The organism is Bradyrhizobium macuxiense, assembly GCF_001542415.1.
Lineage (GTDB): Bacteria > Pseudomonadota > Alphaproteobacteria > Rhizobiales > Xanthobacteraceae > Bradyrhizobium > Bradyrhizobium macuxiense.
In genome coordinates this window covers 164,092-177,495 of sequence record NZ_LNCU01000072.1, presented here as the reverse complement: position 1 = coordinate 177,495, position 13,404 = coordinate 164,092, and the positions used below count along the sequence as shown (strand labels likewise).

At 64.0% G+C, this 13,404-nt stretch carries 8 protein-coding genes and 1 tRNA gene; 1 reads left to right on the top strand and 8 read right to left on the bottom strand.

The genetic code is table 11. The features are described 5' to 3' along the window. Positions 1 to 52 precede the first annotated feature (52 nt). Together pbpC and AS156_RS21050 are read right to left on the bottom strand one after the other, a co-directional pair. Positions 53 to 2,167 (bottom strand): penicillin-binding protein 1C, encoded by a 2,115-nt coding sequence (gene pbpC, locus AS156_RS21055; RefSeq protein WP_066508217.1) that lies wholly within the window; start codon positions 2,165 to 2,167, stop codon positions 53 to 55. Further along, entirely contained in the window at positions 2,164 to 7,392 is a 5,229-nt protein-coding gene (locus AS156_RS21050) for an alpha-2-macroglobulin family protein (protein ID WP_066508215.1), read from the bottom strand. The genes pbpC and AS156_RS21050 overlap by 4 nt, the downstream gene beginning before the upstream one ends. A 286-nt stretch (positions 7,393 to 7,678) precedes the next feature. Here AS156_RS21050 and AS156_RS21045 point away from each other — a divergent pair. Then, positions 7,679 to 7,755 (top strand) — tRNA-Arg (locus tag AS156_RS21045). Positions 7,756 to 8,222: 467 nt separating this feature from the next. Here the strand turns inward: AS156_RS21045 and AS156_RS21040 are convergent. The 6 genes from AS156_RS21040 to AS156_RS21005 all read right to left on the bottom strand — a co-directional run bounded on the left by AS156_RS21040 (position 8,223) and on the right by AS156_RS21005 (position 13,299). Continuing rightward, a complete protein-coding gene (locus AS156_RS21040; RefSeq protein ID WP_066508213.1) occupies positions 8,223 to 9,338 on the bottom strand; it encodes a hypothetical protein in 1,116 nt (371 codons plus the stop codon). A gap of 528 nt (positions 9,339 to 9,866) precedes the next feature. Beyond that, positions 9,867 to 10,370, bottom strand: a complete 504-nt coding sequence (locus AS156_RS21035; RefSeq protein WP_136626351.1) for a hypothetical protein — start codon at positions 10,368 to 10,370, stop codon at positions 9,867 to 9,869. Positions 10,371 to 10,790: 420 nt separating this feature from the next. Beyond that, entirely contained in the window at positions 10,791 to 11,537 is a 747-nt protein-coding gene (locus AS156_RS21025) for a hypothetical protein (RefSeq protein ID WP_066508207.1), read from the bottom strand. Next, on the bottom strand, positions 11,537 to 11,998 hold the full coding sequence (locus AS156_RS21020) for a hypothetical protein (protein ID WP_066508205.1): 462 nt from the start codon (positions 11,996 to 11,998) through the stop codon (positions 11,537 to 11,539). Before AS156_RS21020 ends, AS156_RS21025 begins: the two co-directional genes overlap by 1 nt. Positions 11,999 to 12,025: 27 nt before the next feature. Further along, the gene (locus AS156_RS21015; RefSeq protein ID WP_136626350.1) at positions 12,026 to 12,691 is read right to left on the bottom strand and encodes a hypothetical protein; all 666 of its coding nucleotides are present in this window, start codon (positions 12,689 to 12,691) and stop codon (positions 12,026 to 12,028) included. Positions 12,692 to 13,083: 392 nt separating this feature from the next. After that, entirely contained in the window at positions 13,084 to 13,299 is a 216-nt protein-coding gene (locus AS156_RS21005) for a hypothetical protein (protein ID WP_136626349.1), read from the bottom strand. Positions 13,300 to 13,404: the final 105 nt, after the last annotated feature.

Genomic DNA, 13,404 nt, shown 5'->3' with positions numbered 1-13,404 from the left:
ATACGATGAAACCGCAGCGCAAACAACTGTGCAGTTCCGCTTTCCCGCGCCGCTATTGCACGCGGATCACAACGGTATCGGCGGCACCCGTGGCGTCGATCACCGTCAGGCGCGCGAAGCCCGGCCCGGGCGGATCGATCAGGCGCTGGCGCCGGCTGTCGATGTCCCCGGCTGAGACACCATTCACCAGCACCGTCAGCGGCAGCACGCCGCCAGCCACCTTGACCGGCATGGCCGCATAGCGGTTGCCGTCGGAATGATCGACGTCTATGCGCGAGCCGTTCAGCGGGAACTGGATGTGCGGCGCCTGGTCGTTGCCGCGGCGAACTAGTTCGCCGAGCGGCCGGAAACGTCGCAGCGGCAGCGGCAGCTTGGCATTGCTGGCGATCAGCACGCCCCGCGGCGGCTTCGGTAGTGCCATTGGAATTCTGCCGGTGCGCGCGAACGCATCGAACAGGATCGGCGCCGCGGCGGAGCGGCCGACCAGGCCGGGCACCGGTGAACCGTCGGGGCGGCCGACCCAGACGCCGATCGTGATGCGGCCGTCGAAGCCGACCGACCAGGCGTCGCGATAGCCGTAGCTGGTGCCGGTCTTGAACGCGATCCTGTTGGGCACGCCATTCTCCGGCGGCGGCGTGCCGAGCAGGACGTTGCCGACCTGCCAGGCCGCAGGCTGATCCATCAGCCGCATCGTGTCGCGCTGGTCATTGGCCTGCATGATCTCGCGGAGCGGCCTTGTCGCGCCGAGCCGCGCCAATCCGGAATAGAGCTGCACAAGATCCTGCAGCGTCACACCGACGCCGCCGAGGCCCATCGCGAGCCCCGGCGCTTCGTCCTTGGGCAGCACCAGACTGATTCCGGCCTGCTTCAGCCGCGACGACAGCCGGCTGGCACCGACGCGGTCGAGCAATGCGATCGCCGGCACGTTCAGCGAAAATTGCAGCGCCCGGCGCACCGGCACCGTGCCCTGGAACGTCAGGTCGAAATTTTCCGGCGCATAGGTGCCGAACCGGATCGGACGATCCTCGATCAGGCTTTCCGGATGCACGAAGCCATCCTCGAAAGCGAGACCGTAGATGAACGGCTTCAGCGTCGAGCCTGGCGAGCGTACCGCGCGGGTCATGTCGACCTGCCCTGCCCGCCGCACATCGAAATAGTCCGGCGAGCCGACGCGTGCGAGCACGTCGCCGGTCGCATTGTCGACCGCGATGATCGCGACCGAGACATCAGGCCCCTGCGCGATCGCGCGGTCGCGCGCCAGCGCCTCGAGGTTTTTCTGCAGCGTCGCATCCAGCGTCAGCTTGATGACGGGGGCGTCCTTCATCGTTGCGATGGCCTGATCGGCGGAATGCGGCGCCAGGATCGGAATCTGCTTGCGCATCTTCGACACCGGGACGGCCTTGGCCTGCGCAGCGTCCTCCTTCGACACCGCGCCCTCCTCGACCATGCGATCGAGCACGCGGTCGCGCGCGATGTGGGCGGCTTGCGGATAGCGGTCGAGCCGCCGCCGTTCGGGCGATTGCGGCAGCGCCACCAGCAGCGCAGCCTCCGCGAGCGAAAGCCGCTTCGGCTCCTTGCCGAAATAGGCGATCGAGGCGGCGCGCACGCCTTCGAGGTTGCCGCCGAACGGCGCCAGCGCGAGGTAAAGGTTGAGGATCTGGTCCTTGGAGAGCTGCCGCTCCAGTTCCACCGCGCGCACCATCTGCCGCAGCTTGGCGTAGACGGACCGCTGATGCCGCGGCTCCATCAGCCGCGCGAGCTGCATCGTGATGGTCGAGCCGCCCGATACGATCTGGCCACGCGTCACGAGCTGGAACGCGGCGCGCGAGAGCGCCAGCGGATCGATGCCGTGATGCTCGTAGAACCGCTTGTCCTCATAGGCGAACAGCAGCTTCAGATAGCCGGGATCGACGTCAGTCTTCGCGTCGACCGGCAGACGCCAGCGGCCATCCGCCATCGCATAGGCGCGGAGCAGCTTGCCGTTGCGATCGACGACCGTGGTCGAGACCTTCTCAGCCTGCGCAAGCGGCAAAGGCCCGAGCGAGTCAACCCAGCCTCCGAAGGCAACAGTCGCGACAAGGATGGCGGCGACCGAGAGCGCTGTCGCCGTCCTCACCCATCGCCAACGCGATCCACGCGCCGGCGCTATCGTCGCTGCTTCGCTCATTTCGCCGACTTCACCTCGACTGTCCCTGTGCCGCTGCGGCCGTAGCGCGAGGGATTGTACATGTCCTCGACATAGGCCTGCGGCAGCACGTATTTGCCCGGCGACACCGCGCGCACGACATATGCGACCGTGAACACCGACTTGTCGTTGGCGGCACGGTCGACCGCCGCGGTAAAGCGGTCATCGCGGAACTCGGTGTTCTTGGCCTCGACGCCGTCCTCGATCCAGTCGAGCGTGCCGGAGTCGCCCGACGACACCAGATGCGGGTTGTCGATCTCGAGGCCGGCCGGAAGATAATCGGCCACCATGATATGGCCGAACTCGGGCTTCGCCTCGGTGACCTTCAACACGACCGCGAAGCGATCGTTCTGCTTCGCCTTGGTGACATCGGCCGGCTTGCCGTCGAGCGTGAAATAAGAGCACTCGATCTTGAAGCCGTTGGAGGCGGCAGGCTCCGGCGTGACCGGCGAGCCCGACACCGAAATCACGGTTTGCACCGGCGCATCGCCGGTGTTGGTGATCTTGAGCGGCTGGCTCGTCATCTCCTCGGCCTTGTAGCTGCGATAGACCGCGGTCTTGACCGGCTGGCCGTTGATATCGAGCGCCAGCGTCTCCTTGGCGAGTGCGCGCGCCGCGAGCACCATCCACGCATTCTCCTGCGTCGAGGTGTAAGGCGAGAGCCCTCGCGCCGCTTCAACCCGCAGCACGGCCTGTGTCAGCGTCGCGCGCGGCGCATTGCCCTCGCCGGCGAGCGAAACCAGTGCGGCGGCATCGCGCAGCGCCGAGCCGTAATCGACGCGGCCGAACTCAAGCACCGGCTTCGGATTCAGCGCGTCGAGCGCCGCCCCATAGACGCGCTCGGCACGGGCCTTGTCGCCGACCAGCGCCAGCGCCGCGGCAAGTTGCGCCTTGGAGATCGGCGTCGCCAGATTGTTCAGCTTGGTATCGGCGAGATAACGCAGGTCGCCGATCGGGGCCGCGCCATTGCGCGCGAGCACGTAAAGGCCGTAGGCGAGATCGCGCCCGCCGTCTTTCTCCGGCTCGCTGGCATTGACCACCGAATTCCTGACGCGATCGAGCGCGCTCTTGAACAACGCGTCCGGCACGGCAAAGCCCTTTTCGCGGGCCCGGGTCAGGAAGTCGGTGACATAGGCGTCGAGCCAGGCGTCGTCGCCGCCGGCCGACCACAGGCCGAACGAGCCGTTCGAGCCCTGCCGCGCCAGCAGCCGGTCGATCGCGTCGCGGATGCGCTGGTCGACGGCGGTGTCCATCGCAAGATGCGCGCCTGCCGCGAGATCGTTGACGTAGAGAAGCGGCAGCGCGCGGCTCGTGATTTGCTCGGAGCAGCCATAGGGGTAGCGGTCGAGCGCCTTCAGGATGCTCGCCGCATCGAGCGCGGTGGAGAGGCTCGCCGAAATCGAGACGCTGCCGGTGCCCGGGACAAGGTCGGAGAACATGTCCGCGGTGAGCGTCAGGCTCTCGCCCTTGGCCAGCGTGCGGATGGAGCGCCGCGCCAGCACTTGCGTCGCCGGCTTGACGTCGAGCGCATAGTGCCGCGCCAGCGTCAGGCCGTTCGGCCCGGATATGTCGACGTCGAAATCGGCGCGTCCGGCGCCGCCGGCCTCAAGCCCGAGCGACAGCGAGCTGCGCTGCTTGGCCGCGAGTTTCACTGTCGTGGTCGGGTTGCCCGAGACCTTCACGGGGCCGCTCGCCTTGACGCTGACGGCATAATCGCCGGCGGCGCCTTCGACATTGTCGATGTCCATGCTCATGGTGCCCTTGTCGCCATTGAGCAGGAAGCGCGGCAAAGTCGCAGTCAGCACCACGGGATCGCGCACGGTGACATCGGTCGTGGCGCGGCCGAGCTTCGTCGCGCTCCACGCCACCGCCATCACCCGCGCGGTGCCGGCGAAGTCGGGGATATCGAAGCTCACCTCGGCAGTGCCGTCTGGCCCGATCGTGACGATGCCGGAATAGAGCGCGAGCGGCTTCTGCGTCGGCGGCGAGCCCTGCAACTCGGCGCCGCCGGCGTCACCGCCGGTCCTGATCTGACCGCGCGTGCTCTGCATGCCGTCGATCAACTGGCCGTAGAGGTCGCGGATCTCCGCGGTGAGGCGGCGCTGTCCGAGATAGTAATCGTCCGGCGCCGGCGGCTTGTAGTTGGTCAGGTTGAGGATGCCGACATCGACGGCAGCGATCACGACCTTGGCGTCCTCACCCGGGTTGAGCCCGCCGAGCTTCACCGGGATCTTCAAGGTCGAACCCGGCCGCACCAGCGCGGGCGGCGAAAGCTCGACCGCGAGCGTGCGCGCCTTCTTGTCGATGCCGAACCATTTTAGCCCGATGGCGCGGCCCGGCATGCGCCCGGCGGCGACATCGAGCGGACGGCGCAGCGTCGTCATCACGTAGGCGCCCGTGCCCCAGTCCTTGCCGATCGGGATATGCACCTGCTGGATGCCTTCCTTGACGTCGACACTTTGCGTCGTCAGCAGGCGGTCGCCGAGCACATAGACCGAGAGCTTGCCGGCGGTGCGCGCATTCACCGACACCGTCATGTTGTCGCCCGAGGCGTAGTCGGGCTTGTCGACCGAGGTCTCCAGCAGGTCAGGCGTGTCGGCGCTGCCATCGGAATACCAGCCGACATCGAACTGCACCGAGGTCACCGGACCATCGGCATCGGTCGATTTCACATCGAGCCGGTAACGGCCGGGCTGCGGCTGGAAGGTCAGGCGCTGCGGCTTGTCGGCCGCGAGGTTGACGTCGCCGTCGGCGACGCGCCGGGTCGACTTGACCGGTTCATAGTCCCAGGATGAGTTCTGCCGGTACCACTGGTAACGCGACTCCAGCTTCAGCAGCTCGTAGCGCAACCCGTCGCGCGGCAATTGCTTGCCGTCGGGGGCGACGAACACGACGTCGAACTCGGCCTTGTCGCCCTCGGCCACGTTCTTGTCGCCGAACAGCGGTTTGACGCCGATCAGCGAGTTCGCGGGCGCCACCGGCAGCACGATCTTGCGCTCGACCGAGCGGCCGCCGGTCTCCGCCATGCGGATGAAGATCTGCGCCTCTTGCGGCCGGGTCGAGGTCGGCGCCTTGTCGAGGCTCACCGGGAAGGTCGCCGCGCCATTGACGTCGGCCTCGGGCAGGTTCTCGATCGGGGTCCGCTCATTGCTGGCGGTCTCCTCGTCGGCGACGCCAAACTGGTAGCCGGGATAGCCGGGCAGCCCAGACGCCGCGGGCGCGACCAGCATGTCGCCCTCGAGCTGCAGGCCCGAGGCCGGAGCGCCGTACAGGAAATGCCCCTTCACTTGAAGTTCCACTGGAACTTCAGCCTTGATCATCTTGTCCTTGGCCGTGAGGTCGAATTCGATCCGCTCGGGGATATAATCCTCGACCATGAAGGTGGTTTCACCGACCGAATTCGCCTTGGGATCGGTGAAGACGCGGGCTCGCCAGGTACCAGACGGCACTGCCGAGTTCAGCGCCACCGCCAGGGTCCGGCCGCCAGCGCCCTGGTCGGGCAGCACGGCGCGCCGGAATTCGACACCGTCGGGCCGCTCGATCACCATGGTGAGCGGCGTTCCGGTCAGCGCATTGCCCTGCCCGTCGCGCAACAGCGCTGTCAGATAGACGGTCTCGTTGGAGCGGTAAACACCGCGCTCGGCGTAGACGAAGGCGTCCGCACCGGCGGGAATCGCGCGGCCGGCAACGCCGCGGTCGGTGAGGTCGAAGGCGTTGGTCTTCAGGCTCAGGAAGGCATAGTCCGCCTTCTCGCTGGTGACGGTGAGCAGCGCCGGCGACAGCCCGCCCTCGCCGCGCGCCAGCCCGGATTCGAACAGCACGTGGCCAGCCGCATCGGTCTTGCGGGTCGCCAGGATCTCGTTGTTGCGCGCGACCAGCTTCACCTCGACATTCGCTACCGGGTCTGTGGAGGCCAGCGAGTTGACGAAGACGTGGATACCGTCATTGCCGGAAAAGGCCGACACGCCCATATCCGAGACAATGAACCACTGTGTCGCCAGCGTGCCGTCATCGTCGTTGCTGCCCGGCCCCTTGGCTGCGGCCGTCATCACATAGACGCCCGGCTGCAGGTCGCCGAGCGCCTGGTCGACCGGAAATGCGGTGATCACGTCGGTGTTCAGCGTGGTTGCCGTCGCAAGCTCACCGGACCAGACCTTGACGCCGCGCTGGTCGCCGAGATCGGAGAGCTGGTAGCGGCTCAGCGTGCTCTGGAAGTCGGAATCGATCACCGTGTTGATCAAATTGCGGTCACCGATCCGGAACACGTCGATCTTGACCGCCGGCGTGTTGACGCTGACCACCGGGATGCCGCGCTGTCCGGTCCGCGGCAGCACATAGGCGCGTCCGGTAAAGCGCACGAACGGCTTGCGGTCGCGGACGTAGATATTGAACTCGGCCGACTTCGGCAGGGTCTCCTTGACCGTCGACGGCAGGCCGGCGCGCAGGTTGATATTGTAGCGCTCGCCGTGCTTCAGCCCGTCGACGCAGAGCTGCTTGCCATCGGCCGACAGCGCCGGCTTGTCGGTCCCGGCGAGCGCCAGGAACGGCGCGAAGTCGACGCGCTTGGCCAATTCCTCCGAGAACTGAAAGCAGGCCCGCGGCGAGGCCGAGTCGGAATCGACGCTATAATCGAGCAGCCGGAAGCCGTGTTCGTCGCGCATCTTCTCATATTGGCCCCTGATGTCGGCGACCTCGCGCTGATCGAGCGACAGGCGGAGCGCATCGAGCGACGGACGCCACAGCTTCCGCTCCGACAATGCCTTGCCGAGCACGGCCAGCGCATCCGCCTCCTCGCCCGGATTGCCGGCGCGCTGATAGGCGATGTAGGCCGCGGTCGAAGCGCGCTCCATCAGGAAGGTCTGCTCGCTCGAGCTCGCGGTGCGGATCTGGAAGATGGTCCTGGCCAGCCGCAGCCAGTTGGCACCGTCTTCCGGCGTGGTCGCCGCAATTTGGCCGAGGATCTGCAGGCCGGCGCGGAAATCATTGCGCTTGAACGCCGCGTCCGCGTCGGTGCGGAGCGTCGCCGATGACTTGTTGACCGGCCCCGCCTCGCTCTTGATCTGGGCCTCCAGCTTGATCGCTGAATCGGCAAGATCGTCGCGCGTGAAGGCCTTGTCCCCGGCCTGGGCAGCCCCAGCGCCGATGCCCAGCCCAACGCCAAGCGCCAGCGCGGCGCAAATTGCGGCGGCACGAACCAAACCGATCATGATGGAGCTCCTGAAGGGCTCGCGGACAAGTGCCGCATGGGGCTGAAAAGTGCGCGAAAAGGTGACGGAGTAAAGGCGTCGAAATGACCGAGGAAAACCGTTGCAAATTGCATTGCCAGCCGTCCTTTGACGAGCTCAGGCGGCCGAATCCTGCAGGTCCGGCCAGCTGGGCAGGCAGTCCGGGCGGGCCCCCTGCTCGCCTTTGTCGCCCCACCACAAAAATCGGTTCGGACGGACTTGGCGGAAAAGCGGATTTTTCATATTGGCGGTGCTAGAAGACGGCCACGGTCCCGTAGCTCAACTGGATAGAGTAGCGGATTTCTACTCCGCGGGTTGCAGGTTCGAATCCTGCCGGGATCGCCAATGATTTCAATGTGGTGCGCTTTCCGTTCGCGCAAAAAACGTGTCTCACTTCGTATTGAAAAAAACCGTTTAGTTTCAGGCTGTCCCGGCTGATCCCGCTCCGTCGATGATACACGGACGATACACGGCGGATTCGTTTTCTGTTCTTTGCGCGAACCGGACGAACGGCGTCTCTCAATGGATGTGCGCAAGCATCCATAGAAAAACGGCAAACCCGAAGAACGCCGCGCCCCAACCTATAAGCAGTGTGTCCAGATTGAAGTCATCACGCATGACACGCCTCCTCGCGCTCTGATTGATTCAGAGGCGGATTCCACGTGCAAATCACGAAAGATTCATTTGAGGGGGCGCCGCCGAGATGATCCCGAAACAAAACCCGCCGGAATGACCGGCGGGCTTCGTTTAGGAGGCGCATGCTCAGCTGCTGAATTTCACCGGCGGAATTATGCCTCGCCACGAGCAGGGCTTCAAGCAGGCGGATGCGCTCCATGCGGCGCGCCCGCGTTCATCGCCACCAGGTCGGATATGACGCTCGCGGCGAGCTGCATATCCGTCGTCACGCAATCATCTTCCAATCCGTCGACCTTATCGAAGTCGTTCGTTCGACACCAGCAAAGCGCCTTCGCCTTGATTCTCAACCCCCCAATGGTTGTTGCCGGCACATCTTTGATCTGCTTAGCGAGCCTGTGACAAACGTCGTGGGCATCATCCCATCGCTTGCCCATGGTTTCGATACCCAGTTCTAGATCGACGGCGTCGAGTGCATCCTGCGCCGCGACGAGTTCGGCGACCCGACTTTCGACATCTGGCCGTTTAAAGCGCATTGATTGCAATCTCCTCACATTACCAGGGTTGAGGAAAGTGCTGTCACCTTCCTTCCACCGAAACCGCCGAAGGATTACTGTGTCAATCTCGCGAGACCAGCTCAGGCTATGAAGAGTAGCTTCGTGCGCGGCCCTTCGAGGATCGTCATAGAGTTTTTTAGCCTGATCCCCTACCTCTTGAGCGCGCGCATGTGCCAGCTCGAGCTGCCGGAAAAAGCTCTCCAGCTTGCGATCGCGCGAGAGAACCGACACCCGTGTGTCGCCTGCAATCGGCGGCGAAGCGACCGGCAAACGACTAGCGATTTCGCGCAACGCCCGAGCCACATTCTCGATCAGGAAGAACTGCCCTGTCCGCTCGATATCACGCTCATCGTCACTATCGAGCTCACGGCTATTGAGCTCTTCGATAAACGCCGGTCCGTCGACGTTAAAGTCGATCGCATGCTGGAGCAGTGCCATCACTCCGCCCAATGTAGTCGGCATCACTTTCAGTAGGTTGAGCGCGGCCGCGTCGTTGTGGTCTCTCCCATCGTGGATCTTTCGCTCGGACTCGATCCAGCGCGGATCATCGCGGTAGTGATCCAACATGTTTTCCAATCGTTCTTGATCCTCCATCCGACGATCCCACTCCGCGTTTGCCGCCTTGTGCGCCTCGATCGCCGCAAAGATCGGGTCGACGTCGTGGTGCAGATCGTTCAGCATTGCGGGTGCGGCGGTGGGGATGGCAGTAGCGATCGCGGTCGTCGTGATCATATTCATCAGAGATCTCCTACTCAGAACAAAAGCGCTCTCAGCGCGAGGCTCACAATTCGAAGAGCCCGCGGTTGGTTCACCTGATGCGCCGGCAGCCAGGCATGCGGCGGCCGGTCTTGTCGGAACTGATGACTGTGGGGACAATTGATTGCCGCCGGGCGGCGGAGTGCGGTTCAATGCTGTCATTGTAGAATGCTCTGTGGTGGGCTTCTCAGGGCCAAAAACGCCGCGTGGCAGCCGCGGCAGCCGGGGGCTGAGAACCTGCCAGAGCGACAGGCTGAGCGCTTTTACGGGTTACCCCGCTGGACAGCACGCCCAACCCCGGCCAATATGGCCAGGTTCGGAGCCGCGCCGCCAAGCGCGTCCGTTCATTCAGCCTTCCTCTCCCCACGCCAATAGGGAGTCATGCTGACCAAGCATGTAAGGCTATAGCTCTGGTCCGGGTTCTCAGGCCCAAGGGACAGATTCGCTGATTTGCAGCCGATTGCCAAGCCCCCTCCGGGGCGGCTTTCGCGCATCTACCGAAGCCATCGATCAGGTCCCTCCCTGCCAGCTCGGCGAAATGCCAGTGCGCCGGATCGCCCGCTTCTGGCTGGCCCGCGTCATCTTTTCGAGCACCTCCTCGTCGCCCATCACTGGGTATGTGCCGTGATCGGTCGTGAGGTCGACGGTGCCGAAGTGCTTCCCGCTGGCGCCGGCGGGCGCACTGCTTACATCATCCGCCGAGAACGACGGACGCCGCTCGCTCAGCGGCGAGCTCAGGTCGCGAACGGGATCGAAATCGACGGACCCGCCATCGGCGAAGCCTGCGATCAGACGTCCGATCGACCCGCTACCGGCATAGTGGCCAACGAGACCGCCATCGGCGAAGACCTGAGTGCCGAAATCCCTGTCGTCGAAGCTGAAAAGGCTCTTGTGCCGCGGCTTCGTCGGTTCCTGTTTCGCTCCGGCCTTCGATCGTTCGATGGCCTGCCTGACCGTCGGATCATTCAGGAGTGGATCGCCGGGCATATGCAGGGCGCCGTCGATGTAAAGCACCTCCGCTGCTCGGGTCATAGTCCCGTGGATGCACGATCTTGTCGAAGTGTTCAGCGGCATCATCGATCGAATGAGCGAGCTTATCGATCAGCCCGGCAAGCCCCAGGTTGTCTCGTTCCCCATGGCCTCGGCCAGGCGCCTGGCTGCAGCTTCCAAGCCCTCGAAGGCCTCGACTACTCCACGAGCGGATTGTGCATCAGAGAGCGCCTGCGGCTCAAATTGAGGCAGCGACTGGAATAGCTTGTTCGCGTGCAGTGGTAGTGCGCCCGGCTTTTCCAAGTACGCCGATAGGTCCGCAGCATTGTTGAAGCTTCGATCTACTCGATATGGATCTGAAAACGATTTCGCCACGAGATCCGCTGCTTGATGTCAGCCATAGTTTCAGTCCCTCATGTTGCGTTATAGACCGACCACAGTGCCTCAGAACAGCGCATCGACGATGAGTGCATAGGAGGCAGCACTGCCGCCATATGTGAACGATGCACCACTTTGCTTGAATGTTAGCGCGTCGTAATCGGCTCTACTTTCACACACAAGCGTACCGCCGCCGTTGTTCTGTATATCAATATTTGTCCAGCCGGCGGGCGGCGGAGGTTGGCCGCCGCTGGCGTTCGATGTGCACCCGATCATGAACGGGAGTGTGCTGTTAGTACTGACTCCTGTCACCCCCAGATTAACAGAGGACCCGCTGGCTTGGCTGTTATAAGCCGGCAACGACACGTTAGCGTCCCATGGTGCTGCGGTATTACACCCACTGACCCCAAACGCGATCAATGTCATCTCGTCAATCGAATGGTTGATGTTGACGGTGATTACTTCGTTGGTCACCGCACTCGGAGCATGTGCCCACCACACTTCAACGGTCAGATAGTTACTTCCGTGGCCTAGCATCGTGGCCGGACCGAGCTGGATTTGCGACCGTCTTTGCCAGGTGAGCCCCGACGTTGACGACACTGAAGAAACAGCAATTGCCGCGCCTGGCGTACCTTCGGCGCCAAAGTGCAGGACGAGAATATCGTTCGCATGCGTCGTCGACAGCGTGACCGTGCTGCTTGAAACGGTAGACGCCTGACTGGACGCGTGTCCGTCGAGGGTCTTTGTCGAGGGCGTCGGACCGCCGCTGACGGTCACTTCCGCCAGCATCAGGGCCTGGACATTCGTCGGCATCAGGTCAGTCCTCCAGTGATGTAATCCAATGACGTCGGCGTTTCGACGACCGAGTTCGGAATGGAATTATAGGGTGAGTTGAAGACACCGCCCGCCGCTCCAACAAGCGTCGTTTGCGAGGCCGCGGCAACGAGCGGAATGGTTGCGCAAGGCGCAAAGACCGGCGTCTTTACAGCCTGCGTCCCGGCTACCAATTGCCCGTCGCCATACGTCGAGCCGTCGTCGAGCAGCGCGTAGAGCCACAGCGCAAGGTTTGCGCCGGCAGCGATCGTTGAGGACGCGATCGCGCAGCGCACCGACAGATCCATGAACTGATCGAGGTTCGTGCCGTTGGCAATGTCGGCGACGGACGACAGGACCGAGCTGCCGTTCGCCAGCGAAGCCAGATCGGCAGAATTGATCGATGTCGTCCAGGTCAGACCAGCACCGTTGCCGGCCACCCATGCAGTTTTATTCGTCATTTAAGGAGGTCCTTTCGCCGGCTGATCCTAGCCGACAACGCGATTGCCGCCCGTGACGAGGATCTGCGCGACCTTCGGCCTACGGGCGCGCGTCTCGATCATCATCTCCGTGTTCAGCCTGCCCATTGCAAGGACCTGCCGCCAAGCACCGTTGTAGAGACGGCCCTGGCCGCCGATCGCAAGACCAAGTTCGACGCCGTGCGGAAACTCATCCAGGGGACGGTACGTGATGTCGCCATGCGCCAACGCGGCGGCAACGAGTGCTGAAGTGGTCAGGTCCCCTTGTCGGCCGGCTTGTCGCAAGTGATCTTCGCAAGCGTCGATCCAATAGCCGGTTGTGTGCTTGGTGTCCGGCCGTGGGAGCCGGCGCATCATCGACAACGCGGTGAAGGCCGCTTTGAATTCGACGAAAGCGGCATCTTGGTATTCGATCTCAAGAGCCCGCGGGATCCGTCGGCGATCGGGCCCAAGTTGGGGATACTCGGTCAGAACAACGACCAAGAGCCGGCGCAATTGCTCGTCTGACGGAAGCGCTCGCAACGGCTCGGCAACCTCAGTGACGGTCACCTCGGGATCACGTTGCTGCTGCTGCGCGGGGGCCTGGGCGGCGTTGCCAGCGAGCATTGCACGCAGCTCAGCGGCCTCGCTCTCTAGTGCGGCTAGGCGCTGTTCGATCTGGGCTTTCGATGACATCTCGGGGGTGATCTCCAATGAGCATTTTGGGTGTAGTGATCCCGCCTACGATCGCGCCTTTGCGGCGGCCTCGATGATCTTCTTCGCGAGCCCCGTCGGCCGCGGCTGCTCAGGGCCACCGGCGCGGGCGAGCTGACCCGCGGCGAGAATTGCCGCGGCGGTTCGGGCAGCCGTGGAATGCCTATCGCCAGCCGACGCAAGGTGAGCGAATGCGCCTGCACCGCTGACAGCCTCAATCAACTTCCGCTTCGCTGCGTGCGTCTCCCTCTTCGTCTTGGCCGCAGTCCGGGCCGCGCGCTTCATGAGGCCAGAGGAGGCGCTCGCCTTCGATCGGCTGAGCTGGGCCGATCGCCGGGCGCGGGCCAGGTATGAAAAGGCAGATGGGAGGGCGATCATTTCGTTTCAGCCTTTCGCGTAACGGCAGGCCGTCGGCGCGACGCCGGCGCGACAGCGCCGTCGCCCAACATCTCCTGCAGGACCATCGCTTTCGCGCCGCTGCGGAGCAGTCGCTCAGCGAGCGCCATGCTGGCCCGAGGAGACAGCTCGAGGCGCGTCGACTTCGCCTCGATGATCACGCAACCCGGCAGCGGCAGTGTTCGAAAAAACATCTTCACGTCTCGTGTTTGGGCGAGCGCCAGGCTAGTGATCAGCCTAGCCTGGCGCCGAGGGTTTCCTGATTTCCCCTATCCGGCGCCAGGAGCAACACCGGATCG

Bases quoted from the DNA above. Each gene is read 5' to 3' on its own strand.
- pbpC (WP_066508217.1), bottom strand. From the start codon at position 2,167: ATGAGCGAAGCAGCGACGATAGCGCCGGCGCGTGGATCGCGTTGGCGA.
- AS156_RS21050 (WP_066508215.1), bottom strand. From the start codon at position 7,392: ATGATCGGTTTGGTTCGTGCCGCCGCAATTTGCGCCGCGCTGGCGCTT.
- AS156_RS21040 (WP_066508213.1), bottom strand. From the start codon at position 9,338: ATGAATATGATCACGACGACCGCGATCGCTACTGCCATCCCCACCGCC.
- AS156_RS21025 (WP_066508207.1), bottom strand. From the start codon at position 11,537: ATGCCGACGAATGTCCAGGCCCTGATGCTGGCGGAAGTGACCGTCAGC.
- AS156_RS21020 (WP_066508205.1), bottom strand. From the start codon at position 11,998: ATGACGAATAAAACTGCATGGGTGGCCGGCAACGGTGCTGGTCTGACC.
- AS156_RS21015 (WP_136626350.1), bottom strand. From the start codon at position 12,691: ATGTCATCGAAAGCCCAGATCGAACAGCGCCTAGCCGCACTAGAGAGC.
- AS156_RS21005 (WP_136626349.1), bottom strand. From the start codon at position 13,299: ATGTTTTTTCGAACACTGCCGCTGCCGGGTTGCGTGATCATCGAGGCG.